The 26,312-nt window shown below is 54.7% G+C and carries 23 protein-coding genes and 1 tRNA gene; 11 read left to right on the top strand and 13 right to left on the bottom strand.

The features are described from left to right. The first annotated feature begins 305 nt into the window (after window positions 1–305). The 5 genes from mepS (at window position 306) to yejF (ending at window position 6,949) form a co-directional block, all read left to right on the top strand. Entirely contained in the window at window positions 306–908 is a 603-nt protein-coding gene (mepS, locus tag ACL2XP_RS07025; RefSeq protein ID WP_413737927.1) for a bifunctional murein DD-endopeptidase/murein LD-carboxypeptidase, read from the top strand. 485 nt (window positions 909–1,393) lie between these two features. After that, entirely contained in the window at window positions 1,394–3,205 is a 1,812-nt protein-coding gene (locus ACL2XP_RS07020; RefSeq protein WP_413737926.1) for an extracellular solute-binding protein, read from the top strand. Window positions 3,206–3,239: 34 nt separating this feature from the next. Then, window positions 3,240–4,334, top strand: coding sequence for a microcin C ABC transporter permease YejB (locus tag ACL2XP_RS07015; protein ID WP_413737925.1), 1,095 nt, complete (start codon window positions 3,240–3,242; stop codon window positions 4,332–4,334). Further along, the gene (locus ACL2XP_RS07010) at window positions 4,331–5,356 is read left to right on the top strand and encodes an ABC transporter permease (protein ID WP_413737924.1); all 1,026 of its coding nucleotides are present in this window, start codon (window positions 4,331–4,333) and stop codon (window positions 5,354–5,356) included. Before ACL2XP_RS07015 ends, ACL2XP_RS07010 begins: the two co-directional genes overlap by 4 nt. Window positions 5,357–5,359: 3 nt before the next feature. Next, window positions 5,360–6,949, top strand: coding sequence for a microcin C ABC transporter ATP-binding protein YejF (gene yejF, locus ACL2XP_RS07005; protein WP_413737923.1), 1,590 nt, complete (start codon window positions 5,360–5,362; stop codon window positions 6,947–6,949). Between the two features lie 34 nt (window positions 6,950–6,983). Here the strand turns inward: yejF and ACL2XP_RS07000 are convergent, their stop codons facing one another. The 8 genes from ACL2XP_RS07000 to rsuA all read right to left on the bottom strand — a co-directional run bounded on the left by ACL2XP_RS07000 (window position 6,984) and on the right by rsuA (window position 14,916). Beyond that, on the bottom strand, window positions 6,984–7,352 hold the full coding sequence (locus ACL2XP_RS07000; protein ID WP_413737921.1) for a YejG family protein: 369 nt from the start codon (window positions 7,350–7,352) through the stop codon (window positions 6,984–6,986). Between the two features lie 398 nt (window positions 7,353–7,750). Then, a complete protein-coding gene (gene efeB / locus ACL2XP_RS06995) occupies window positions 7,751–9,031 on the bottom strand; it encodes an iron uptake transporter deferrochelatase/peroxidase subunit (protein WP_413737919.1) in 1,281 nt (426 codons plus the stop codon). 13 nt (window positions 9,032–9,044) lie between these two features. Next, window positions 9,045–10,181 carry an iron uptake system protein EfeO gene (gene efeO / locus ACL2XP_RS06990; protein WP_413737917.1) on the bottom strand — a complete coding sequence of 379 codons (1,137 nt, stop codon included), beginning with the start codon at window positions 10,179–10,181 and terminating at the stop codon, window positions 9,045–9,047. 40 nt (window positions 10,182–10,221) lie between these two features. Continuing rightward, complete coding sequence (efeU, locus tag ACL2XP_RS06985; RefSeq protein ID WP_413737916.1) at window positions 10,222–11,052, bottom strand: iron uptake transporter permease EfeU; 831 nt, start codon at window positions 11,050–11,052, stop codon at window positions 10,222–10,224. Window positions 11,053–11,810: 758 nt separating this feature from the next. Continuing rightward, window positions 11,811–12,014 carry a hypothetical protein gene (locus tag ACL2XP_RS06980; RefSeq protein WP_413737915.1) on the bottom strand — a complete coding sequence of 68 codons (204 nt, stop codon included), beginning with the start codon at window positions 12,012–12,014 and terminating at the stop codon, window positions 11,811–11,813. Further along, complete coding sequence (locus tag ACL2XP_RS06975; protein WP_413737913.1) at window positions 12,011–12,430, bottom strand: hypothetical protein; 420 nt, start codon at window positions 12,428–12,430, stop codon at window positions 12,011–12,013. The genes ACL2XP_RS06980 and ACL2XP_RS06975 overlap by 4 nt, the downstream gene beginning before the upstream one ends. Before the next feature lie 522 nt (window positions 12,431–12,952). Next, window positions 12,953–14,155 (bottom strand): Bcr/CflA family multidrug efflux MFS transporter, encoded by a 1,203-nt coding sequence (locus ACL2XP_RS06970; protein ID WP_413737911.1) that lies wholly within the window; start codon window positions 14,153–14,155, stop codon window positions 12,953–12,955. A gap of 53 nt (window positions 14,156–14,208) precedes the next feature. Beyond that, on the bottom strand, window positions 14,209–14,916 hold the full coding sequence (gene rsuA, locus ACL2XP_RS06965; RefSeq protein WP_413737910.1) for a 16S rRNA pseudouridine(516) synthase RsuA: 708 nt from the start codon (window positions 14,914–14,916) through the stop codon (window positions 14,209–14,211). A gap of 313 nt (window positions 14,917–15,229) precedes the next feature. On the opposite strand from rsuA, the gene ACL2XP_RS06960 reads away from it, so the two are divergent. Next, the gene (locus ACL2XP_RS06960) at window positions 15,230–16,990 is read left to right on the top strand and encodes a DEAD/DEAH box helicase (RefSeq protein ID WP_413737909.1); all 1,761 of its coding nucleotides are present in this window, start codon (window positions 15,230–15,232) and stop codon (window positions 16,988–16,990) included. 126 nt (window positions 16,991–17,116) lie between these two features. Continuing rightward, window positions 17,117–17,401 carry a 50S ribosomal protein L25 gene (gene rplY, locus ACL2XP_RS06955; protein WP_413737907.1) on the top strand — a complete coding sequence of 95 codons (285 nt, stop codon included), beginning with the start codon at window positions 17,117–17,119 and terminating at the stop codon, window positions 17,399–17,401. A gap of 114 nt (window positions 17,402–17,515) precedes the next feature. Here rplY and yejK read toward each other — a convergent pair whose 3' ends face one another. Then, window positions 17,516–18,523 carry a nucleoid-associated protein YejK gene (yejK, locus tag ACL2XP_RS06950; protein WP_413737906.1) on the bottom strand — a complete coding sequence of 336 codons (1,008 nt, stop codon included), beginning with the start codon at window positions 18,521–18,523 and terminating at the stop codon, window positions 17,516–17,518. A gap of 181 nt (window positions 18,524–18,704) precedes the next feature. Between yejK and ACL2XP_RS06945 the strand changes: the two genes are divergently transcribed. The 3 genes from ACL2XP_RS06945 to ACL2XP_RS06935 all read left to right on the top strand — a co-directional run bounded on the left by ACL2XP_RS06945 (window position 18,705) and on the right by ACL2XP_RS06935 (window position 20,886). Beyond that, on the top strand, window positions 18,705–18,932 hold the full coding sequence (locus tag ACL2XP_RS06945; protein ID WP_413737905.1) for a YejL family protein: 228 nt from the start codon (window positions 18,705–18,707) through the stop codon (window positions 18,930–18,932). Between the two features lie 23 nt (window positions 18,933–18,955). Further along, on the top strand, window positions 18,956–20,731 hold the full coding sequence (yejM, locus tag ACL2XP_RS06940; protein ID WP_413737904.1) for an LPS biosynthesis-modulating metalloenzyme YejM: 1,776 nt from the start codon (window positions 18,956–18,958) through the stop codon (window positions 20,729–20,731). 78 nt (window positions 20,732–20,809) lie between these two features. Further along, a tRNA-Pro gene (locus tag ACL2XP_RS06935) sits at window positions 20,810–20,886 on the top strand. Window positions 20,887–20,993: 107 nt separating this feature from the next. Here the strand turns inward: ACL2XP_RS06935 and ACL2XP_RS06930 are convergent. The 4 genes from ACL2XP_RS06930 to ttdA form a co-directional block, all read right to left on the bottom strand. Further along, window positions 20,994–21,218: a hypothetical protein gene (locus tag ACL2XP_RS06930; RefSeq protein WP_413737902.1), complete on the bottom strand. Its 225-nt coding sequence runs from the start codon at window positions 21,216–21,218 to the stop codon at window positions 20,994–20,996. A gap of 646 nt (window positions 21,219–21,864) precedes the next feature. Continuing rightward, a complete protein-coding gene (locus ACL2XP_RS06925; RefSeq protein ID WP_413737901.1) occupies window positions 21,865–23,325 on the bottom strand; it encodes an anion permease in 1,461 nt (486 codons plus the stop codon). 50 nt (window positions 23,326–23,375) lie between these two features. Further along, window positions 23,376–23,981: a L(+)-tartrate dehydratase subunit beta gene (ttdB, locus tag ACL2XP_RS06920; RefSeq protein WP_413737900.1), complete on the bottom strand. Its 606-nt coding sequence runs from the start codon at window positions 23,979–23,981 to the stop codon at window positions 23,376–23,378. Next, entirely contained in the window at window positions 23,978–24,889 is a 912-nt protein-coding gene (gene ttdA, locus ACL2XP_RS06915) for a L(+)-tartrate dehydratase subunit alpha (protein WP_413737898.1), read from the bottom strand. Before ttdA ends, ttdB begins: the two co-directional genes overlap by 4 nt. A 409-nt stretch (window positions 24,890–25,298) precedes the next feature. Between ttdA and ttdR the strand changes: the two genes are divergently transcribed. Next, the gene (gene ttdR / locus ACL2XP_RS06910; protein ID WP_413737897.1) at window positions 25,299–26,207 is read left to right on the top strand and encodes an L-tartrate utilization transcriptional activator TtdR; all 909 of its coding nucleotides are present in this window, start codon (window positions 25,299–25,301) and stop codon (window positions 26,205–26,207) included. Window positions 26,208–26,312: the final 105 nt, after the last annotated feature.

The following is a 26,312-nucleotide window of genomic DNA, read 5'->3' as shown; positions in this document are numbered from 1 at the left end:
CTGCCGCCATTGTGTGGGGAATGCGTGACGTTTTGATCCAATTCTTTACCTAACTTTTAATAACTTTCTACATCACCAAAAGTTATAAAATAGTCGATAAAAAACCTCGCTTTCCCTTATTCATTACGGTAATCTCGATTTCGCTGTACTTCTACGCTGATATTATCCCGCAAATAAAAATGTGTGAGTGATTGCACACAACGCAGGAATAACAGTTGGTCAATTGGTATTAGCGCATTATTCTCGGTTCGTTTGGCATTTTATAGCGGCATCGTCGCTAAGGACTTTAAGGGATAACACTTATAATGGTCAAATCTCAACCTATTTTGAGATATGTGCTGCGGTTCATCCCCGCAGTGGCGGTAGCGGTTTTGCTTTCCGCCTGTAGTTCTCATGGCAGTCAACAAACAGCTGAGATGCATGCAGTCAACGATAAAAGTGATTTTTTACTGCAAGCCTCTCAGGATCAATTCGAAGATATGGTCCGTAATGTAGATATTAAAACTAAAATTATGGATCAGTATGCCGTATGGAAAGGCGTGAGATATCGCCTAGGCGGCAGCACCAAACGGGGTATCGACTGTTCAGGTTTTGTTCAGACGACCTTCCGCGAGCAGTTCGGCCTTGATTTGCCCCGTTCCACCAGCGAACAGCAGGGCATGGGCTCAAAAATCCAGCGCGCCAAGCTGCGGCCGGGTGATTTAGTCTTGTTCCATGCGGGCTCCACCGGGCGTCATGTGGGTATTTACCTGGGCAACGATCAGTTCGTCCATGCCTCCACCACCAGCGGCGTGATGATTTCCAGCCTGAGTGAAGACTACTGGAAAAAACGCTACCGGGAAGCGCGACGGGTATTGACCAGCGGTTCACACGGTTCCCTGACCACCGCGCATAATCGTAATAGCTAGTGGTTGTTGAGCGGTAAAATAGATTATTCAGTAAACGTCCCAAATGCCGAACGAGATAAAAAAGGCCGCCTGATAAGGTGGCTTTTTTTTAATCATAATTAACGATTTGTATATCTTATTTTTAGCTTAATAATAATTAATCGACTTTGCTCACTATTCCAGCCTATGGATTTCGATCTAAATCAACATAATTCCCCTCATCTTATTAACATATTTCCCCAGCATGCCGCGGTGAAGACCGGATAAGCCGGATATATTTGCGGCTCATTAGCGCGCCTACGGTTGGCAATCGGTGGATTTATGTACAATGGCGGCGCCAGCGTCCGAGGGCCGGATCGGATAGGTTACTTTGATAGTTTTGACATTAATATAGAAAAAACCGTTAATAGCTTTAAGTTAAGCCCTCTATAATAGAAGCTCTAACGCAGACTCATTACCGGCTCAGTTAAAGCCACAGTTAAGCATCACCGCAGGAGCGTAACCTGATGTTTCCACGTGTTTGGATTGCGCTGCTTTTAAGCGCTGTCTGTCTCGGCCCGCGCGCCGAAACCATTAATGACGGCTACGCATTTGCGCTATTGGGCGAACCCAAATACCCCAGTGATTTCAGCCACTTTGACTATGTTAACCCGGCCGCGCCCAAGGGCGGCGCCGTCACCATGGCGGCCATCGGCACCTATGATAACTTTAACCGTTTCGCCCTGCGGGGCACCGCGGCCATGCGCACCGAACAGCTTTATGACGGCCTGTTCGTCACGTCGGATGATGAAATGGCCAGCTATTATCCCCTGGTAGCGGAATCGGCCCGTTATCCGGCGGACTACTCCTGGGTGGAGATTGCCATCAATCCCCAGGCGCATTATCACAATCACCAGCCGATCACCGCCAAAGACGTGGCCTTTACGTTCGGCAAATTCATGACCGAAGGGGTGCCGCAGTTCCGGCTGTATTATAAAGGCGTCAAGGTCAAAGCCATTGCGCCCTTGACGGTGCGCTATGAATTCCCCAAGCCCGACAAAGAGATGATGCTCGGTTTGATGACGCTGCCGATTATGCCGGAAAGCTACTGGCAACATCATAAGCTGGGCGACCCGCTGGCCTCGCCGCCGCCGGCCAGCGGCCCCTACCGCATCACCGCCTGGCGCACCGGGCAATATGTCACCTACTCCAGGGTGCGGGATTACTGGGCGGCCAATCTGCCGGTGAACCGCGGACGGAATAATTTCGACAGCATCCGCTACGATTATTATCTGGATGACAACGTCGCCCTGGAAGCGTTTAAAGCCGGCGCCTTTGATTTACGTATTGAAGGCTCGCCCAAGCTCTGGGCCACCCAATATCACGGCGGCAATTTCGATCGCGCCTATATTATCAAGCAGGAAATCCCCAACAATGCGCCGGTCAACACACCTTGGCTGGCCTTTAACATCCAGCGCCCGCTGTTTGCCGACCGGCGGGTGCGCGAAGCGCTGACGCTGGCCTTTGATTTTGAATGGATGAACAAGGCGCTGTTTTACCATGGCTACCAGCGGGTCAACAGCTATTTTATCAATACCGAGTATGCGGCCAGGGACTACCCCGACGCGGCGGAACTGGCGCTGCTGTCGCCCCTGAAAGGGCAGATACCGCCGGAGGTGTTTACCGGACGCTATCAGCCGCCGGTATCCAACGGCAGCGGTTACGATCGCAAAAATCTGCTTAAGGCGCTGGATCTACTAAAGCAGGCCGGCTGGGAGCTGAAAAACCAGCAATTGGTCAACCGCAAAACCGGCAAGCCTTTTCATTTTGAAATGATGCTGATGAGCGGCGGCAACAGCAGCAACTATATTCTGGCGTTTCAGCACAACCTGCAGCGATTGGGCATTCAGCTGACGATTCGCGAAGTGGATAGCGCCCAATTCACCAACCGCCTGCGCAAGCGCGATTTCGATATGATGCCCTCCACCTATAATGCGGCGCCCTACCCCAGCGGCGATTTGCAAATCTCCTGGGGGTCCGCCTATGTGGAATCCAGCTACAACCGGCCCGGCGTAAAAGATCCGGCCATCGATCATCTGATTAACGAGATTGTCCGCCACCAGGGGGATGAAAAGGCGCTACTGCCGCTGGGACGCGCGCTGGATCGGGTGCTGACCTGGAACTATTTTATGATCCCGATGTGGTTCTCCCAACAAACCCGGCTGGCCTACTGGGACAAATTCGCCATGCCGGCCATCAAGCCCACGTACGCCCTGGGTTTTGACAGTTGGTGGTACGACGTTAACCGGGCGGCGAAATTGCCTGCCGAGCGACGCTGACCGGGATTTATCGCGCTTAACCATTGGAGGCCGCTTGCTGCCCTATTTGCTACGTCGTTTATTACTGGTGATACCCACGTTATGGGCCATTATCACGCTGAATTTTTTTATTGTGCAAATCGCGCCAGGCGGGCCGGTGGATCAGGCCATCGCCAATATTGAAATGGGGCAGCAAAGCGGTTTTAGCGTCGGCCACGCCGACCCCGCCGCCCGGGTGCAAACGCTGCGCGGCGGCCAAATCGGCGACAGCCAGTACCGCGGCTCCCGCGGGCTGGACCCCGAAGTGATCGCCGAGATCACCAAGCGCTATGGTTTTGATAAACCCCTGCACGAGCGCTACTTCGCCATGTTGTGGAACTACGTGCGTTTTGATTTCGGCGACAGCCTGTTTCGCGGCGCAACCGTGATGCAGTTGATTAAAGAAAGCCTGCCGGTTTCCATTACGCTGGGGTTATGGAGTACGCTGATTATCTACCTGGTATCCATTCCGCTCGGGATACGCAAAGCGGTAAGCAGCGGCAGCGCCTTTGACATCTGGAGCAGCACGCTGATTATCATCGGTTATGCGATTCCGGCATTTTTATTCGCCATTTTGCTGATCGTGCTGTTCGCCGGCGGCAGCTACCTTGACTGGTTTCCGCTGCGCGGGCTGGTGTCGGGACATTTCGACAGCCTGCCGTGGTATAAAAAAATCACCGATTACCTGTGGCATATCACGCTGCCGGTGCTGGCGACGGTAATCGGCGGCTTCGCCACGCTGACCATGCTGACCAAAAACGCCTTTCTCGATGAAATCCGCAAACAATATGTGATTACCGCACGCGCCAAAGGGCTGTCCGAAAACCAGATCCTCTATCGCCACGTGTTTCGCAACGCCATGCTGCTGGTGATCGCCGGATTTCCCGCCACCTTTATCAGCATGTTTTTTACCGGATCGCTGCTGATCGAGGTGATGTTTTCCCTTAACGGCCTGGGCCTGCTGGGCTACGACGCCACTTTACAGCGCGATTACCCGGTAATGTTCGGCACCTTATATATTTTTACCCTGATTGGCCTGCTGCTCAATATCCTCAGCGATATGACCTATACGCTGGTCGATCCCCGGATTAATTTCGAGGGCCGCCAATGAAACAGGCAAGTCCGGCTAATCAGGCGCGCTGGGCGCGCTTTCGCCATAACCGGCGCGGTTTTTGGTCGCTGTGGCTATTTTTGCTGCTATTTATCCTGAGCCTTTGCTCGGAGCTGGTGGCCAATGATAAACCGCTGCTGATACGCTATGAGGGGCGTTTTTACGCGCCGCTGCTGTTTAATTATAGCGAAACCACTTTCGGCGGAGAACTGGCCACCGCGGCGGATTATCGCGACCCCTATCTGGCCGACAGGCTGGCCGCGCACGGCTGGGCGCTATGGGCGCCGGTGCGCTACGACTATCGCACCATCAATTTTTCAACCGAGCGACCCTTCCCTTCGCCGCCCACGGCGCAGAACTGGTTGGGTACCGACAGCACGGGCAAGGATGTACTGGCGAATTTGCTCTACGGTTTTCGCTTATCCATGCTGTTTGGCCTGGCGCTGACGGTGCTATCGAGCCTGATCGGCATTATCGCCGGCGCCACCCAAGGCTACTACGGCGGGCGCCTGGATCTCTGGGGACAGCGGTTTATCGAGGTATGGTCGGGCATGCCGACGCTGTTTCTGATTATCTTGTTATCAAGCGTGGTGCCGCCGGATTTCTGGTGGCTATTGGGCATTACCGTGCTGTTTGGCTGGATGAGCCTGGTGGGCGTGGTACGCGCGGAATTCCTGCGCACCCGCAATTTCGATTATATCCGCGCGGCGCAGGCCATGGGGGTCAGCGATCGGATGATTATGCTGCGCCATATGCTGCCCAACGCCATGGTGGCCACCCTGACCTTTCTGCCGTTTATTCTCTGCGGTTCCATTACCACCCTGACCTCGCTGGATTTCCTGGGATTCGGGCTGCCCATCGGCTCGCCGTCGCTGGGGAATTTATTACTTGAGGGTAAGAATAATCTCCAGGCGCCCTGGCTGGGCATTACCGCGTTCGTCATGCTGGCCCTGGTACTGTCATTACTGATTTTTATCGGCGAAGCGGTGCGCGACGCCTTCGACCCCGGTAAGGCGCATTAAACCATGACCCAACCTTTGTTGCAGATTCAGGAATTGAGCGTGGCCTTTCGCCAGGGCGCGTTGACCCGCCAGGTGGTGGATCGGGTATCGCTGTCGCTCAACGCCGGCGAAACCCTGGCCCTGGTAGGGGAATCCGGCTCGGGCAAAAGCGTTACCGCCCTATCGGTGCTGCGCCTGTTGCCGTCGCCGCCGGTGGTGTATACGCACGGCGATATCCTGTTCCAGGGCCAAAGCCTGCTGCACGCCGACCAGGCGGCATTGCGCCGGGTGCGGGGCGATGATATCGCCATGATTTTCCAGGAGCCGATGTCGTCGCTCAACCCGCTGCACAATGTGGAAAAACAACTGCTGGAAGTGCTGATATTGCACCGCGGCCTGCGGGGCGCCGAAGCCCGGGCCGAAGTCCTGGCCAGCCTTGAGCGGGTGGGGATTCGCCAGGCGAAATCCCGCCTGGGTGATTTTCCCCATCAGCTCTCGGGCGGCGAGCGCCAGCGGGTGATGATTGCCATGGCGCTGCTTACGCGCCCAAAATTGCTGATCGCCGACGAGCCGACCACCGCCCTGGATGTCACGGTGCAGGCGCAAATCCTGGGGCTGCTGGACGAGCTGCGCCGCGAACTGGGCATGGCGCTGCTGTTTATTACCCATAACCTGAATATCGTGCGCCGGCTGGCGGACAACGTGGTGGTCATGCAGGCGGGCAAATGCGTGGAGGATAGCCCGTGCGCCACGCTATTTAGCGCGCCGCGCCATGCCTATACCCGCCAGCTGCTGGCGGCGGAGCCCGGCGGCGAACCACTGCCCATCAGCCCGCAGGCGCCCGTGCTGCTGCGGGTTAATGGCCTGGGGGTGGACTTCACGGTGCAGCGCGGCCTGTTCCGCCGTCCGGTGGCGCAAAAAAGCGCGGTACGGCAGGTGAATTTTTCCCTGCGGCGCGGTGAAAGCCTGGGCCTGGTGGGCGAGTCCGGTTCGGGTAAAAGCACCACCGCCCTGGCGATACTGCGCCTGCTGAAATCCGCCGGCGAGATCTGGTTTGACGGCCTGGCGCTGCATACCTTTAACCGGCGCCAGATGCTGCCGGTACGCCGCCGCATCCAGGTGGTGTTCCAGGACCCCAATTCGGCGCTGAATCCCCGGCTGACGGTGGCGCAAATTGTCGAGGAAGGACTGCGGGTGCACCACCGCTATACGCCACAGGAACAGGAACAGCGGGTGATTACCGCCCTTGAAGAGGTGGGTCTCGACCCCGCGACCCGCAACCGCTATCCCGATGAATTCTCCGGCGGCCAGCGCCAGCGCATCGCCATCGCCCGGGCGCTGATTCTGCAACCGGACCTGGTAATCCTCGACGAGCCCACTTCATCGCTGGATCGCTCGGTACAAGCGCAGATTTTGCAATTGCTGAAATCATTGCAGGGAAAACATCAGCTCACCTATCTGTTTATCAGCCACGATTTGCAGGTGGTGCGGGCCATGTGTCATCAGGTGATGGTATTACGGGAAGGGGAAGTGGTGGAGCAAGGAGAGTGCGGGCAGGTTTTCGACTCTCCGGCGGCGGACTATACCCGGCAGCTTATGCAATCGGCCGGATAACGGCTATTTTCACGTAAGCGATCGGCGCGCGCCATCAGGAAAAATAGGGGGCCGCGGCCGGTTCGGCAATGGCCACGCCGATGTTTTTCAACCGGCACAGGCTGGTGCACTCATCATCGCGATGTAAAAACAGGCAAGGCTGCCCTTCGCATTCCACCACGGAGCAGGCGACCTGAATTTCCACCAGGGAACGCGCCAGCTCTTCCATGACCTGCCATGCCGTATCCCCTTCGTGACTAAGCAGGGTAAGGCCTATCAGCTCATTATCGGCGTCGTTTTCCGAGGCGGCGATGGGTTCAACTTTAATGCCGCTGAAGCCATGGAGCCAACGATAATGTTGTGGCAATCGATGTACTACCGATACCTGTAAATTTGTCACGCCTGTCCCCAGAATAAACCACATCAACCCATAACAATTTTATCACATTACAATAATGTTAGTGTGACATTGACATCTTATTAGTTCACAAAAAAATCTCATTTCCGTAAAAAATGGGATACAGATCTCTTTTTCGGCCTATATGTACCGCTTTAAGGCTACGAACGCAACCTATTTTTATGCATTTGCATAACCCAGATCAACCTTATCGTTTACATTTTACGAACAACTTGTCAAATCCGTGCGCATCACCGCTAAAGGCAATCCTCGAAAGATAAAGCAGCATCGCCAGCAACAGGGGGAACGGGAAGAGAGGGATAGATGGGGTGCTTGGGACAGGGACGGCGTCAGGCCGGGACGATTATGACAATGGCGGGCTTAACGCCCGCTATCGGAAATCAACAACCGCTGGGTTAACGTCGTTATCCCAGCAGTCCCTGTGCCAGGTATCCGTCCGGCGGCGCTACGCCGGGCAGGGCAAAAAAGTAGCCGCCGCCGATAGGTTGAATATACTCTTCCAGCGCCTCGCCGTTGAGCCGCCGCTGCACGGTGAGGAAACCTTGCTCCAGGTCGTGCTGGAAGCAAACGAACAGCAGCCCCATGTCCAGTTGCCCGGCGCGGGAAACACCCAGGGAATAGCTGTAGCCCCGGCGCAGCAGCAGATTCGGCTGGGTTTGCGGCGTACGCGGATTCGCCAGGCGCATATGGGCGTCCAGCGGGATGATCTTACCCGCCGGGTCCTGGCTGTAATCCGGGACGTCATGTTCCCGTTGCATGCCCAGCGGCGCGCCGGTGCGCTTATCGCGGCCGAAAATGGTCTGCTGTTCGTGCAGCGGCGTGCGATCCCAGGATTCGACGTGGAAGCGGATGATGCGCACCGCCTGATAACTGCCGTTTACCGCCCAGGCGGGCTCCTGCGCATCGTCGCCGACCCAAATCACCTTATCCATCAAATCCTGGTCGTGGGTATCGGGATTACCGGTGCCGTCTTTAAATCCCAGCAGATTAATGGGGGTCTCCCGCCCTGCGCTGCCCGCCGCACGGGCCGGGATAAATCCTTCCCTTTTCCAGCGTACGCTGAGCAGGTCCGGGGTGTGCTTGATGACATCCCGCAGGGCATGGATGACGGTATCGTTGCCGTTGGCGCAAATTTGCAGCAGCAGATCGCCATGGCATAGGTCGGCATCCAGCGCGTCATTGGGAAACCGGATCATTTTTTGCAAGCGGCGGGGCTTTTGCGCCGCCAGGCCAAAGCGCGAATCAAACAGTGAGTCCCCCACCGCTACGGTAATAGTGAGGTTATCCGGGGCGATATGCTCCCCGAGAATACCGGAATCCATCGGCGGCAATTTTTCGTCCACCGCCGGCGCCTGTCCGCCGGTGGTCAGAAAAGCGATACGTTCGGTCAGCAAGCGAAACAGCCGTCTGAGGTCGTCTTTATCGCCGGCCAATACGTCAAACGCCACCAGCATCATGGCCGCCTGCTGCGGCGTGGTTATCCCGGACTGGCGCGGACCGTAAAACGGCTGGCGCTGCCAGCGGGCATCGGCGGGCTGCGCGCCAGGGGAATCGGGCTGCGGTTCGGCGGAGGCCGGCGCGGCACGCAGGGCCAGCGCGCCGCCGACCGCTCCCAACCCTTTCAACCAGCGGCGGCGGGATGGGGACGCGGCCGCGTCCCCTCGATTATCCTGATCTTTGCTCATGATGCGCTGAGTCCTAATCTAAACCCAATACGCCGCGCAGCAGCGCCAGGTCTTCCGCCAAAGCGGTAATCGGTCCTTTCAGGGCGCCGCGGTCCGCATCGGTCAACTTATCATAAGACTCGAACCCGTCTTTAGTGCGATATTTCGCCAGTACGCTGTCCACCTTGGCAAAGTTGCCGTCGATTTTGGCCAGCAGCGGCGCATTGGCTTTTTGCAGCAGCGGGCGCAGCAGGTTAACGATTTTTTGCGAACCATCGATGTTGGCCTGGAAGTCCGACAAATCGCTGCGGCTGTAGCGGTCTTCTTCACCGCTGATTTTACTGGAGGCCACCTCTTCGATCAGGCCCGCGGCGCCGCCGACCACTTTGCTGGGCGGGAAAGTCAGGTCGGCGATACGCTTTTGCAGATCCTGGGTGTCTTTATACAATTGATCGGCGAACTGCGCGGTGCCGGCGGTGGTTTTATCGCTGAACAGAATTTTTTCCAGCCGGTGGAAACCGGTAAATTTCGGATCGGCGGATTTTTGTTCAAAATCGTCTTCGCGGGCGTCAATGCTGCCATCCAGATCCGAAAACAGTTCGGCGATGGGTTCGATACGCTCATAATAAACGCGGGTGGAGGCGAAAAGTTTTTGCGCGGTCGCTAAGTCGCCCTTCTTCACCGCATCGGTAAAGGTTTTGGTATGCGTTACCAATTCCGCCACCTGCTGCAAGACATACACTTTATAATCGGCGATCGGCCCGACCAACGCCATGGCATCGGGTTTGGCGGCGGTCTGTCCGTCATCCGCCGAAACCGTGAGTTTGCCTTTAGGGTTGCTGAGCAGGCCGCAGGTCATGTCATATTCGCCCGGTTCCAGGGTAGCGGTCATTTTTTGGGTAAAACCGGGCGCGACGTTTTCACGCTCTTCCACTACCATGACGCCTTTTAAGATTTCCCACTCCAGCCCTTTTTGGCTGTCGTTATGAATTATAAACTGGGTCTTGCCGGGCTTAACGGTCAATGCCATCGGGTCGCATTGTTTGTCGTTAACGGAGATTTTCACCTGGGGAATATCGGCCGCCATGGCCGGCGGGCACAATGCCGACAGAGCCGGCATTACCAGTAAGGCCAGGGGAAGCAGACGGTGGGAGCGTAGCGTAGTAGACATGGTGTTTTACCCTGAATAATGGAACGTTATAATGGAAAATTTATCCGGCGAGGCGAGTCGCCCGGCTGCCGCGGACCGGCAGAAAAAAAACAATCAAGGCGGGCACCAGATAGAGCAAGTACACCGTGACTTCACTGACGGTGGGCGCTTCCTGATAGCCGAGTAATCCTTCCAGCAAGGTGCCGAACAGCGAGTGGGTGGACAGCGTCTGGCTTAAGTCAAAGGCGATATCCTGCCAGCCGTTCCATAATCCCGCTTCATGAAAAGCGCGAATGGCGCCGGCCGCCAGCCCGGCGGCAACAAATAAAATAAACAGGCTGGTCCATTTAAAAAATTTCTCCAGGCGCAGGCGAATGCCGCCGTAGTACATCAGCATGCCCAGCGCAATGGCGCAGGCCAGCCCCAGCATCGCGCCTATGGGCGCGGCGATGCCTACATCTTGCTCAAACGCCGCCAATAGGAAAAATACCGATTCCAGCCCCTCGCGGGCGACGGCGAAAAACACCATGCCCACCAGCGCCCAACCCTGCCGGCGGTTGTTGCTTAACGCCTGGTCAATGGCGTTTTCGAGCTGCGCCTTAATCGAGCGGGACATTTTGCGCATCCAGAACACCATCCAGGTAAGGATGATTACCGCCAGCACCGCCACGATCCCTTCAAACAGTTCCTGCTGTTTTTGCGGGAATTCGCCGGTGGTTTCGTTGATGGCGATACCCAGGACCAGGCATAGCAGCGCGGCGCCGATTGCCCCCGCCCATACCGCTTTCAGCCAGCGACCGCGGCCGGTTTTTTTTAAATAACCGGCGATCAGGCTGACTATCAGCGCGGCTTCGAGACCTTCGCGCAACATGATCAGAAATGGCACAAACATGGCCGTCACCTTAAATACCTGTGGGAGCGAATGATAAAGAAAGTAAAGAAACGTCAATTAAAACGATATTGATTATCATTACGGCAACAATAAACACAAGTGCAGATTTGCGACTATTTGTAACCGGCGCCGGTGGGCGGCGGGTTCCGTTGCAGTAGGTATGGGGTCTGGCCGGTTTTCGTGCCGGCGGGTGGCGGGGTTACCGCGCCAGCGGGCCTCCGGCGGCCAGGAAAACCATGGCCGCTTCGACCCCCGCGGCACGCTTCCCCGCCAATCGGCATGGGGTCCGTTGCAGTAGGTGCGGCGTCTGGCCGGTTTTCGTGCCGGCGGGTGGCGGGGTTACCGCGCCAGGGGCCTCCGGCGGCCAGGAAAACCATGGCCGCTTCGACCCCCACGGCGCGCTTCCCCGCCAATCGGCATGGGTTCCGTTTCAGCGGGCGTGGCGTCTGGCCGGTTTTCGTGCCGGCGGGTGACGGGGTTACCGCGCCAGGGGGCCTCCGGCGGCCAGGAAAACCATGGCCGCTTCAACCCCCGCGGCACGCTTCCCCGCCAATCGGCATGGGTTCCGTTGCAGTGAGTATGGCGTCTGGCCGGTTTTCGTGTCGGCGGGTGGTGGGTTTACCGCGCCAGGGGGCCTCCGGCGGCCAGGAAAACCATGGCCGCTTCGACCCCCACGGCACGCTTCCCCGCCAATCGGCATGGGTTCCGTTTCAGCGGGCGTGGCGTCTGGCCGGTTTTCGTGCCGGCGGGTGGCGGGTTTAGAATATCTCGTAATCTTTATCGGTATTGCCGGCAAGCAGCGCCTCCTGACGCTCCTGTTTCATTTGCTCGTGCAGGAGCATCAGTTCGTCATTGGAAACAGGGAGTTTTGGTTCGGGAATGATTTTTTTTTCAATAAGCCGGCGCATTTCACGGCGGTACTGATGCATGAGCTTCCAACTGCCCGTATTATCAACCTTCATAAAGGACCTCCATTAAAAGTAACGCTGATATCGCCATTCATATTATATATTGCTTTCATATGGGGAGCAATTTCAATTCCTTTCTTGATGCATGCCCTCTCCAGGGCATCATAAATATGATCGAAGTTCATCGTATATTTCCTCATACATTCCACTTCTTTTGAATAAGTATTTTTACTATCAAGCGAATTGGCAAATAGAGTTACGGCATATTTTTTTATTCTCGGCTTGTGATAAACTAAGCATAATGGGCCTTGGGCCTGGACGATGACGTTTTCCCTGGTGACCGAATAGAAAGCGAAGTAAGCCAGGAGATACGCAACGGCACTGATGGCATAACCGGTAAAAACCAGCACTATCAGCCGATCTGATGGACAGTTATCAATAGCAACAATGAGCTCCTTGATAATGGCCATGTTACCGCCACCATTATGATCGAAATAGATTATTATTTTATTTTTTCTGGCTCTATTTTTTATCGAATTAATGATTAACATTATTCTGTTATCAGCCTGTTTGATATTTTTGCCAACATACTATTTTTCGTCTTTTGTTTTCATTATATGTACCAGCATCATTAAATCGTCTAAATAATTTTTAGACCGGCTACCTTTGTCCATCAAATATACTGGGTATCCTTTACATCAGGTTTTTTCTTAAAATGCGGAAATAAAAAGCGGTAACGCGTTATTACCTATAGCCAATAACTGCTAACGAGACGCGCCATAAGATTAAAACACATCTTACGTCTGCGCCCTACACAGCGAAAGGATAAATTGATCCCCGTTTTTTATACTGCGGGTTGCCTTCCAAATAGCGGAGCCACGCCAGGGAGCATAAAGCCAGGGGCATCAAGTAAGGGGGCATGGAGCGGTTGGCGGAACGCAAGCCGGCGCGCGGGCTGCCGGTACCCCAGGAGGCCGCCGGCAGTCCCGTGGTCAGGCGGTAACCCGCTCCTTGCGCGGACGGCTGGCGTAGAGGTAGCAGAGCATGGAGCTCAAGGTGCAAAATCCCATGGACAGCACCATAGGCCAGGCGCTATTGAAGGTGGCCAGCGATAACACGGCCCCCACGACCGCGCCGACGCCGAAACGCAGGGTGCCGGCCAGGGACGAGGCAGTGCCCGCCATATGGGGGAATTCGTCCAGAATAACCGCCATGCCGTTGGAAGTGACCATGGCCACGCAGCCGACAAAAGCCGCCACGCCGATGACCAGCGGCCAGAATCCCAGATTCATGGCGCAGACCACCAGCAGCCAGATGCCCATCATAAACTGGATAAACAGCCCGAGGCGGAACATCTTCAGCGCGCCGAAATGCCTGACGCTGCGGCTGTTAATCAAGGTCATGATAAACAAGAACGCCACGTTCAAGGCGAAGTAATAGCCGAAATTCTGCGGCGAAACGCCGTTAAGATCGATATACACAAACGGCCCTGCGCTGAGAAACGAGAACATGCCGGCAAAGGAAAAGCCGCTGGCGAGCATATAGCTGAATACCCGCTTGTGGCGAAACAGCGTGCCGAAGTTGCCGATCGTCGTGCGCAAACTGAATTTTTGCCGCCGCTCTTTGGGCAGGGTTTCGCGGATATACAGCATCACCAGCACGGTGGCGATCAGCGCCGCGAGCGCCATGCTCCAGAAAATGGCGTGCCAGCTGAACAGCAGCAGCAAGCCGCCGCCGATGATAGGCGCCAGCAGGGGCGCCACCGTCATGACCAACACCACAAACGACATCATGCGCGAAAAATCGTCCTTGGTGAACATATCGCGCATCAGGGCATTGATGACCACGCTTGCGGCGGCGGCGGACAGGCCGTGCACAAAACGCATATTGATTAATTGTTCCACCGATTGGGACAAGGCGCAGGCCGCCGCGGCCAGGGTAAAAAAGAAAGTGCCGAATAAAATCACCGGCTTGCGGCCAAGGCTGTCGGCCAGCGGCCCGTAAAACAACTGCCCTACCGAGAACCCCAGCACATAAGCGCTAAGCGTCATTTGCACGCTGCCCGCGCTGACGCCGAATTCGCTGGCGATAAGCGGCATCGCCGGCAAATACATATCAATGGCCAAGGGCATCAGCATCGACAGTAGCCCCAGGATGACGATCAAACCGATATGGGATTTCCGGTCAGCTTGCACGTTGTACTACTCCTTAATCTCTCTTTATTCAGCCGGCGGGCCGGGATATGGGGTTATTTTGCCGGCGCGCCGATGCTTTGGATTTCGGCCTCGGTTAACGGCCGGTATTCGCCGGGCTGCAGATCCTGGTCCAGCACGATGGCGCCGACCCGTTCACGATGCAGCGCCGTTACGTGGTTTCCCACCGCGGCAAACATTCTTTTAACCTGGTGGTAGCGCCCCTCGCTGATGGTCAGCCGCACTTCCCGTTCGGATAGCGCTTCCAGGACCGCCGGACGGGTCGGGAGTTTTTCGTTGTGCAACATAACGCCTTCGCTGAACTGGCGCGCGGTATCTTGATCCAACGGATTTTCCAGCGTAACCAGATAGGTTTTCTCGCAGTGGTGTTTGGGAGACGTGATCCAATGGGACCATTGCCCGTCATCGGTCATCAGCACCAGACCGGTAGTATCGATGTCCAGGCGGCCGGCGGCATGCAGCTTGTCGGGAACCGGCTCATCCATAAAATAAAGTACGGTGGGATGATCGGGATCGTCGGTGGAGCAGACATAGCCTTGCGGCTTATGCAGCATAAAGTAGCGTGAAGCGAGGATCTGATGGAGTACCCGATCGTCAAAGCGGACTTCATGGTGCGGCAGTAGCTGGAAGGCGCCCTGCTTGACGAGTTCGCCGTCTATCGTGACCCGCTTGGCGCGCAGTTCCCGGATAACCAGCGCCCGGCTGATACCTAACTGTTGAGATAAAAATTTGTCCAGTCGCATTAACTTCGTTTTGCCTGTAATCTTGGAAAATGCCTGACGATGGTCCCGGCCCGCCTGAGCCTGACGCATAACCGGGCTTCGAGTCCGGCGGTCTATAAGGCGGTCTAAAGGATCGTGCAGGAGGGGCAGCATATGCCGCATGTGCTAATAAAGAACAGGCAGTATAACGGGGCTTGCCTCCGTCGCATAGCAGACAAAGAGATTCATTTATTACCATTACTATTATCACCGCGCCGCTTATTAGAATGACAATCGATTATTTAACCTCTTCATTATTTCTTCCCCGTTACGCCGCGCGCGGGTCGTGCGACTGATGGCCTTTACCCTCAGACCCTACCAGCGCGACGCGGTGGACGCCGCGGTGCGGCATTTCCGGCACCATGGCGAACCGGCGGTGATTGTCCTGCCCACCGGCGCGGGCAAAAGCCTGGTTATCGCCGAACTGGCGCGTTTAGCCCGCGGCCGGGTGCTGGTGTTGGCCCATGTCAAAGAGCTGGTGGCGCAAAATCATGAGAAATATCGGGCGCTCGGACTGGAGGCGGATATCTTCGCCGCAGGATTGCAGCAGCGCGCCAGCCAGGGCAAGGTGGTATTCGGCAGCGTTCAGTCGGTGGCCCGCAACCTGGAGGCGTTCGATCGGGCCTTTTCCTTATTAATCATCGACGAGTGCCACCGGCTGGGCGATGACGATAACAGTCAATATCAGCAAATTATCCGCCATTTGCGCCAGGTGCGTCCCGAATTGCGCATCCTGGGATTAACCGCCACGCCTTTCCGGCTGGGTAAAGGCTGGATTTATCAATATCACCACCACGGCATGATCCGCGGCGATGAAACCTGTTTTTTCCGCGATTGCATTTTTGAACTACCGCTGCATTTTATGATTAAACAGGGTTTCCTGGTGCCGCCGGAGCGCCTGGATATGCCGGTGCTGCACTACGACTTCAGCCGGCTGTCCCCGAATATCAACGGTTATTACGCCGAGACCGAGCTCAATGGGGAGCTACAGCGGCAGCGCCGCATCACCCCGCTGATTGTCGCCCAGATTCAGCAATATGCCGCCGACAAACGCGGCGTCATGATTTTCGCCGCCACCGTCGAGCACGCCGGCGAAATACTCGGCCTGCTGCCGCCAGAACAGGCGGCGCTAATCAGCGCCGCCACCCCGCAGGGGGAGCGCGATCGGTTAATCGCCGACTTTCGCCGGCAGGCGCTGCGCTATGTGGTGAACGTAGCGGTATTGACCACCGGTTTTGACGCGCCCCATGTGGATATGATCGCCATTTTGCGCCCCACCGAATCCGTGGGCCTGTATCAACAAATCGTCGGCCGCGGCCTGCGGTTATTCCCCGGTAAAACCGCCTGCCTGATTCTGGATTATGCCGGCAACGGCCACGATCTGTTCTCCCCGGAAGTGGGCCAGCCCAAACCCCGCGGCACGGGCAATCCGGTACAGGTTTTCTGCCCGGCCTGCGGTTTTGCCAATCTGTTTTGGGGCAAAACCGCCGCGGACGGCGAAGTGATCGAGCATTATGGCCGCCGCTGCCAGGGCTGGGAGGAAGATGAAGACGGCGAACGCCGGCAGTGCGATTTCCGCTTCCGGTTTAAAATTTGCCCGGACTGCGGCGCCGAAAACGATATTGCCGCGCGGCGCTGCCATGAGTGCGACAAGATCCTGGTGGACCCCGACGACATGCTTAAAGCGGCGCTCAGGCTCAAAGACGCCCTGGTGCTGCGCTGCAGCGGCATGAGCCTGGCCGATGGCCGGGACGATAAAGGAGAGTGGATGCGGGTCACCTATTATGACGAGGACGGAGCCGATGTCAGCGAACGCTTCCGGCTACATACCGCGGCGCAGCGCCGGGTATTCGAGCATCGTTTCCTGCGCCTGCACCAGCGGGCGCCGGGGGTGGCGTTTAGCTGGCGCACCGCCGGGGATATCGTGGCGGCGCAGGATCGGCTACGCCCGCCGGATTTTGTCGTGGCCCGGCGCCAGGGGCATTTCTGGCAGGTGCGGGAAAAAATTTTTGACTATGAGGGACGGTATCGCCTGGCCCATGAATTACGCGGCTAAGGGGGTTTTATTTGCCCCGGAGGGCATATTCCGGTATGATTCCGCCCGCTTTCATTTGAAGCAAGTCTATCCAACCTGCTGCTGGGTCGCCTGTAGCGGGGTTACTTTTTAGTATCGAGAAAACACATGTTAATTATTAATGCAGAAGTGCGTAAAGATCAGGGTAAGGGTGCGAGCCGCCGCCTGCGTCTAGCCAATAAGTTTCCCGCTATCGTTTACGGTGGCCCGGAAGCGCCGGTCTCTATCGAGATGGATCATGAAATCGTGCTGAACACCCAGACTAAACCGGGTTTTTACAGCGACGTATTGTCATTGGTTATCGACGGCGCCGAAACGAAAGTTAAGGTTCAGGCGGTACAACGTCATCCGTTCAAACCTAAACTGACTCATATCGACTTCGTTCGCGTTTAATCGCGCAGACACCGATAAGATAAACAACGCCGCTTAATGCGGCGTTTTTTTTGCCCGCAGCCTAAAGGCGGCGCGCGGTGGGACGGCTCGCCCGCAAACCGTGCGCCAATCCGCTTAACTGCCGCCGTTAAGCCGGCGCTGGAGCTGATCGCGCAGGTTTGGCGGAGTACCTTTGATGGTCAGGGTATCGGTGGCCGGGTCCCAGAATATACGCTCGCCCAGGAGCTGGGCATCAAAATTGAGCGTGACGCCGCCGCCGCTGCCGGCATACTTGGTTAACTGGCGCAAGGTGCTGCGATCCGCCGGAAAGCTTTCTTCCAGTTCATAGCCCTGCCCGCTGGAAAAAGCCTGGAAGGTCTTGTCGCCCACCGGCGGCAGGGAATCGGAGAGTTCGGCCACCGCGATCTCCTCCCCGGCCTGCAACTGATCCTTGCAATAGCTATAGACCTGCTGGCGGACGTTTTGCCGTTCATTTTTATCCAACTGCGCATCGGCGCAATAATCGTCCACCGCCTGCAGCAGGCCGCGGTTTTGCGCCTTGGCGTCCAGCCCTTCGCTGGCGGCCAGGAAATCCATGAAAAAGTCGGAAACCTTGCGCCCGACCCGCCCTTTCAAGAACGTCAGGTAGCGGGTGGATTGCGGGTTGGTTTCCCATTCGGTGAGATCGATGCGCGCCACGATATCCGCATGGTTGATATCCAGATAATGGGTGCTGCTGATATCCAGCTGCTCGTTGACCCGCATACTGCTCAGGCTATTGAGCACCGCAATCAGCAAATATTCCACCGCCAGATGGCGATACTGGCAAAACAGGACGATGCCGCCTTCGGCAAAAGGATATTTAGCCAATTCGTCGCGCAGCCTGCCGGTGGCGGCGCGGGTAAAGGCGAGAAAATCGTCGTCCCCTTTACGGCACGCGCGCAGGGCGGATGCCAGCTCGCTTTGCTCGTCGAACAGGCCGTAAGCCTTGCTTTTGGCGCTATACACCCGGTGCAATTCCGCCATCATTTCTTCCACTGCCGCATTAGGCGTCAACAGCGAATCACGTAATACCAGTTCCAGCGTTTGCTCATCGCGTTTGATAAGCTGATGCAAGGCTATCTGGTCAATATCCAGACTCATGATTGTTTCTCCTTCAGGTCAGGCACGTATTCAAACACCGAATAGTCTGAATCTGCAACCGATGTTGCGAAAGTGACGCGCGCCGTGCTTGCGTAATGCGGGTCCGGCACGATAAAAAAGCGGAAAAAGAGGAGTTGATACGGTAAGATAGCGGACTTTGATAGGTTACGAAGAATATATTATGCCACAAGCATCCCGTTATAGTGACGAACAGGTTGAAACATTGCTGAGCGAGCTTTCGGCGGTGCTGGAAAAGCATCGCACGCCGACGGACTTATCGTTGATGGTATTGGGTAATATGATTACCCACGTGATCAATACCAGCGTGGCGCCGGAACAGCGCAAAACCCTGGCAAACTCGTTCGGCGAGGCTTTGTTGTCTTCCGTCCGGACGACCGATTCCCATTGATTAAATTCTGCCAAGACTGATTTATGGTGACAAATAGCCAGCGCTACCGTGACAAAGTTTCCCAAATGATCAGTTGGGGTCACTGGTTCGCACTCTTCAATATCCTGCTTAGCCTGGGGCTGGGCAGCCGTTATCTATTTGTCGCAGACTGGCCGGGCTCGCTGCTGGGCCGCATTTACGCCTTCACCAGTTGGCTTGGCCATTTCAGTTTTATCGGTTTCACGCTGTACCTGCTGATTGTCTTCCCGCTGACCTTTGTGGTGATGTCCCAGCGCCTGCTGCGTTTTCTGTCGGCCATCATCGCCACCGCCGGGCTGACCCTGCTGCTGGTGGATACCGAGGTATTCACCCGTTTTCACCTGCATCTTAATCCGGTGGTCTGGGAACTGGTGGTCAATCCCGACGAAGGCGAACTGGCCCGGGACTGGCAGCTGATGTTTATCGGCATCCCGGTAATTTTTCTTATCGAGATGCTGTTCGGCACCTGGTGCTGGCAAAAGCTGCGCAGCCTCAACCGGCGTAAAATCGGCAAGCCGGTTGCCATACTGCTGATCTGCGCCTTTTTCGCTTCGCACATTATCTATATCTGGGCGGATGCCAATTTCTACCGGCCGATTACCATGCAGCGCTCCAACCTGCCGCTGTCTTATCCCATGACCGCCCGCCGGTTCCTGGAACGGCACGGCCTGCTGGACGCGCAGGAATACGAACGCCGCCTGGTGCAGCAAGGCAACCCCGAAGCGGTGACGGTGGAGTACCCCCTGAGCCCGATAAGCTTCCAGAATAAAGGCAGCGGCTATAATTTGCTGCTGATTACCACCGGGGCATTACGCAACGATACGGTGGAGCAGCGGATGCCCGCGTTAAACCAGTTTGCCCAGGAAAATATCCGTTTCGCCAACCATTTCAGCACCGGCAACCGTGCGGACACCGGCCTGTTCGGGCTGTTCTACGGTATTTCGTCCTCATATCTGGACGGCATCCTGGCGGCGCGCAAAACCTCCGTGCTGCTCGATGCCCTGGCCAAGCAGGATTACCAGCTAAGCCTGTTCTCCTCCAACGGCTTTAGCAGCCCGCTGGCGCGCCAGGCGCTGCTGACCGATTTCAGCCTGCCGGAACCCAAGAGCCAAACGGATGCGCAAACCGTCCAGCAGTGGCAGCAATGGCGCGGGGCGTTTACCGGCAGCGCGCCCTGGTTCTCCTACGTGGAATTTAACGGCACCGACGTCACCGCCCGGCAAAATAATACTGCCGATCTCACCCAGCGCTATCAGCAGGGCGCGCAGCGCCTGGATGCTTGTATCAGCCAGATCCTGACCACCCTGCGCGACAAGGGCGATTTAGAACATACGGTGGTAGTAATTACCGCCGCCAACGGGCTGGAATTAAACGATCGCAAGAATGACCGCCGCGAAGCCGGCACCCATCTTAACCGCTATCAGCTGCAGGTGCCCCTCATCGTGCACTGGCCGGGCACCCCGGCGCAGAAGGTCAGTAAACTGACCTACCATAATGATGTCACCGCGACCTTGATGCAGCGTTTGCTGCATACCAGCACCGATATCAGCGATTATTCCCAGGGAGAGGATTTGTTCGCCCCGCGCCGGAGCAATGACTGGGTGGCTAGCGGCGATAACGGTACCCTGGTCATCAATACTCCAACCCAAACTATTTTGCTGCAAAGCAATGGCGACTACCGCACTTATGATCTGAACGGCGATATTATTCACCAGGCCAAACCGCAGCTCGCGCTGCTTTTGCAGGTGCTGACCGACGAAAAACGATTTATTGCCAATTAACTGTTTAAATCTAAGGCAATCAATTCGATGGGCTATTGCATTCAACGCAATACAAGGTAGTATAGGCGCCCATGAAGTCGGCATGTAGCGCAGCCTGGTAGCGCACCGTCATGGGGTGTCGGGGGTCGGAGGTTCGAATCCTCTCATGCCGACCAATCCATCCCGAGAAAAACCAACCACTTGTGGTTGGTTTTTTTTCGTCTTGATTTTGCTTGGGGAAAAACCAGGGAAAAATGAGGGAACAACTCATTTTTTAAGTACCTTACATCACCGCGCCGAAAATGCTCACTCCCCGCTCATTCATGCCGACGATATCTACCAATTGAACATACCCTGTAGCGAATCGTTCCAGACCCACTGCCGGGCATAATTGCAATCGCCTCACGACACGGCGCCCATCTACTTTCGCGACGACAATGTTCCCCTGCGCAGGCTTAAGGCCGGCATCCACACCGAGTATCCCGTCTTTGAAGATGCGGGCACCCATTTACGTACTATCTGACCGCATGGGATAGCTTGACGCCGGCCGCGCGAGGCACGTCGCGTCCAGGCTAATGGGCCGTTCTTCATAGTCTGCTGCGGGAGAGGGAAATCCCATAATACGCTTTTGCAATTACTGTTTTTATATGGGTCTTCCCCAACAGGTCGATATAGCAATTAACGCTACATCTACCGGTATGGAAGGAAACAGCAACGTCCCATTTTCTTTAGAAAAACTCGTGAGCACGGTTGCAAGCCCCTGACCGTGCCATGGGCAGGGCCGGACTCTGAAACTGACGGATGAGCGCGGCGTTGAGAGCGTTGCCAGCGATCTGCGCAGTCTGGGCACGGGGGCCATATGGATAACGTCCAAAATAATTCATGCGATGCCATAAAATGACATAGTGCTTGTCAACATCTTCAATGCCATACCCTTGCGGAGGGCAGTGCCCAGCAAGTCAAAATCCTCCAGGGGGAGCTATCATCAATTCATAACGCACATGCCAAATCATTTTGCGAATCGATGAATTTTTGCAACAACTTGAGGGGTGCGGTATACATCCTACCTGAAAAATTCAGTGCCGCCGGTTGCCAAGCCTTTGAGGTACCGCCAGCCGGCGGCACCTCATACCGTTGGTAAAATGACCGGTCAATCACATGACCAGCGGCATCCAAATTAATCCGGTAAGCAGTAATAAGACCAAGAACAGCACACCAAAAATGGCGCCTAGACGCCAGTAATCGGCGGTGGGCAAATAACCGCTGCCATAATAAATAGGGCTTGGGCCGGTAGCGTACGGCGTAGTAATGCTGCTTAGCCCTATCGCGGCGCCTATCATCAGGCTGAACGTCAGCAGAGGAATTTCCGGGATGACCAATGCGGCCGCAATCATCATCGGCGCCAGCGCGGAAGTATACGCCGTAGCGCTGGCAAAAAAGTAGCGCAGGCCATAAAAAATAGCGACCAGCATTATCATGATGATGGTAGGCGATAATCCGGCCAGGCCGCCGGCGACATGGTGGCCGAACCAGGCAATAAATCCGGTTTGATTTAACCCGGTAGCCAGTGCAATCAATGATGCCAGCCAGAAGAACACGCTCCAGGCCGATTTGTTGCTGATAATATCGTCCCAGGTAATAACTTTGCAGAGCAGCATCACCGCGACTACCGAATACCCCACCAATGCCGCATCAATAAACCCACCGCCGAAGATCCACAGCACTAGCGCCGTAATCATCAGCCCCAGCAGTATTTTTTCACGCCGGTGCAGCGGCCCCATGGCCTCAAGTTCTTTTTTTGCCCACTCGGGCACCTGATTACCCTGTTTGATTTCCGGGGGATAGAGGATATAAGCCAGCCAAGGGACCAGCGCAATCAGCAACAGACTTAACGGCAGCATGCCGATAAACCAGGCGCCCCAGGACAAGGTTGTTCCCGAAGCGGATTTGAGCAAGCCGGCCAACAGCAGATTGGGCGCCATGGCGGTCAGGAATATTGCGCTGGTGACACAATCCGCGCTAATACCTATCCACATGATATAGGAACCAATCTTGCGTATCCCCGGCGTATTGGGCTGTGAATCATACAATGGCGGCAGGTTGCGGATAATGGGATAAATAATCCCCGCGCCCCGCGCTGAATTAGAGGGCGTAACCGGCGCCAGCAGCAATTCTGAAAACATGATGGCATAACCGAGCAACAGCGTTTTGTGCCCCATTTTTTTCACTAATAACAGCGCTATACGCCGGCCCAGGCCCGTTTTCTCATAGCCGGTCCCAAACATAAACGCCGCGAATATCAACCAGATGACCGAGTTGGAAAAACCGGAAACGACCCAGGAAAGCGCTTTAGAAGTAAAATTGAAACCGGGCTCGGCCAATTGAGTGGGACTGAACAGCAGCCAGGGAGAGAAAACGCCAATAACCGCCAGACCGGTCATAGCGACCACGGCGCCGGGAACAGGCTCCAGGATCAATCCCACGATGACGCCCATAAATATAGCGAAATAGAGCCATGCGTATACGGGTAAACCACTGGGTGAAGGGAACAATGCAATAATAATAGCAACTGCAATGGGGATAAAGAATCGCCATGACAAATTTAACTTTGTCATAATAATTTCCTTATTTATTATGGAGGGTGGTGAATCGCCCTCCTTTTATATTATTTAATGTAATGAACGTGCTCGCAAATCTCATCAACAATTGCATCACGTTTATCGGCAAATATTTTTTTGTTGGTTTCAATAAGGTTGTTTCCATGCGTGTCGATAGACACTATCAACGGGCCAAAGTCCTTTACCCGGCACACCCAGAGCGATTCCGGCATGCCAAGTTCAGTCCAATGGACTTCTTCGATTTCTTCAACCTGAGTGGCTGCCAATACGGCGCAACCTGCCGGGAAAATAGCATGCAGCGCTTTATACTGTTTACAGCCCTGCTCGGTATTAGGCCCCATGCCGCCCTTGCCGATAATCAATTTAACGCCCGTTTGTTCGATAAATGCCTTTTCAAAACTTTCCATACGCATGCTGGTGGTTGGGCCGATAGAGATCATCTCCCATTTATCACCATTCTTTTTAACAATAGGACCGGCATGGAAAATAGCTTTGCCTTTCAGGTCAAAAGGTATTTCGCGTTTTAGTTCTATCAGACGGCGATGGCACACATCCCTGCATGTTACCAACGTGCCGTTTAAATAAATGATATCTCCGGCTTTAATATCAGCTAAATCTTCATCTTTAATCGGTGTGGTTAATACTTTTTTCATAGCTGGTCACCTCTGGTATGGGAGATGCTCTCGAAAGACAGGTCATGATGTACCAGCAGCGTCCCCCGCCGGTGGGCCCAGCAACCGGTAGATACGGCTACGCCGATGGTGGAGGGATGACGCGCCGCCGATTCGATATGCACGCCCATAACCGAGGCCTTGCCGGTTAATCCCTGCGGGCCGATACCTAATTTATTCAAACCTTCTTCCAGCCGGACTTCTAAATCCGCGGCCACAGGGTTGGGATGGCGGGTGCCGATCGGGCGTAATATGGCTTTGCGCGACAATACGGCCGCCGTTTCAACTGACGTGGCGATACCGACGCCCACCAATACCGGCGGACAGGCATTAACGGCTAGCGTAGATATATTTTCAAAAACAAATTTCACCACGCCTTCGTAACCCTCCGACGGCATCAGCACTTTTGAGCGGCCCGGCAAGGTGCAGCCGCCGCCGGCCATATACACTTCAATTTCAGCGCAGTCGTTATCGGGGATGATATCCCAGGTTACCCAAGGGACACCGGTGCCGGTATTATTGCCGGTATTGACTTCATCGAATATTTCAACGGCATTATGACGCAGCGGCGCTTTGATGGTGGCCTGTTGCACTGCGGCTTTCAGGATACCCTGCAGCTCGCCTAATAAGGGAAACTTAGCGCCTGCTTTGACATAAAACATGATTTCCCCGGTATCCTGGCAAGCGGGCCGGTTGAGTTTTATGGCCTTTTCCATATTATCAAACATAGTATGGTAAATTATTTTCGCCATACCCTCATTTTCTAAATCACGTAATTTTTTTAATTTATCAACAACATCATCCGGCATTCTGGTCGATATCATTGCGGTGAAGTCGGCCACAATATCGGTGAGTTCTTTCACTGATTCTTTTTGCTCACGTATGCTCATAAATAGTGCTCCAGCATAAAATATGGCGAAACGTGGCGCCATATTTGTATTATTAAAATAAAGACATGGCCTCTATTTATATGATTTTTTTGCTCTGCCGACAGTAATAAAAAAGTATCATAAACTGTAAGGTTATTCTATTTTTAAAGCGTGATTATTAAATTAACAGAACGTGAATTATCGATTTTGCTTGAAAATTCGCGCTTTATAGTGATATATCATAAAAAGTGATTATAGATAAATTACATTTTGATTTAAAATAACAACAATAAAATAACATAAAAATAACCAAAAAATAAAATCGGTTAAGTCCGCCGATACATATACAAAATTAATGGTTATTAATTCTCATTATGGCTCATTACGCGTTAATATTGACACTATGCGATATTAGCCCGGGAATAGCGTAATGAGTCTCGTTCACTATCCTTTACCGAAAGACCTTCAGGTATTAACCACAGTGGTTAATAGCGGCAGTTTATTGGCTGCCGCTGAAAATTTAGGGCAGACACCGGCGTTCGTGACGAAACGCATCCAGCAATTGGAGTTACAGCTTGGGGTTAAATTACTCCATCGATCATCGCGCGGGGTGGCGCTAACCGAAACCGGCAAACTTGCCTATCATTGCGCTATAGATGTGTTGGAACGATTAACCGTACTGAAGAATACCGTTTCCCAGGTCAAAGAGCAGCCCACAGGCCTGGTGCGGATTGGCTGTAGTTTTGGTTTCGGCCGTCACTATGTCGCGCCCGCCATCATTGAGCTGATGGAGAGCTACCCTGAGCTGCAAATTCATTTCGAACTGTTTGATAAACAGGTTGATTTGATCAAAGACAATATCGATTTGGATATCCGGGTCAACGATGAAATCCCGGAGAACTATATCAGCCGGATGCTGACAAAAAACCAGCGCATTATTTGCGCTGCGCCCTCTTACCTGTACCGGCAGGGAATGCCGGCTACCTTGCAGGAATTACAGCAGCATGATTGCCTGTTTACTAAAGAACGGGATCAAACCACCGGGGTGTGGGAACTGGAAGGAAAAGAAGGCCGGAAATCGGTCAAGATATCGGGTCATTTATCCTCTAATAGCGGTGAAATCGTCTTGCAGTGGGCCTTGAACGGCCGCGGGATCATGCTGCGCTCCCTATGGGATGTAGCACCGCTATTGCAAGATGGTTCGCTGGTGCGAGTGCTGCCGGAGTATGCGCAAAGCGCCAATATCTGGGCGGTTTATCATACTCCGCTCTATCTTTCGGCAAAGTTGCGGGTATGCGTGGAATTCTTTTCCCATTATTTCCAGAAGATCTCATTTTGATTATGCGGTGGATGCCGGTTTTCAGGCATTCAGGATTGGCGGCGAATTAACCGGGGGGAACAGATCAATGCCGAAGCTTAAGCCGGGCGCCATTTGGCCCCCGCT

Origin of the sequence: Sodalis sp. RH21 (assembly GCF_047324175.1) — a bacterium.
Classification (GTDB): Bacteria; Pseudomonadota; Gammaproteobacteria; order Enterobacterales; family Enterobacteriaceae; genus Acerihabitans.
Note: the sequence above shows the minus strand (reverse complement) of the source record. Positions and strands in the feature narration are given on the sequence as shown.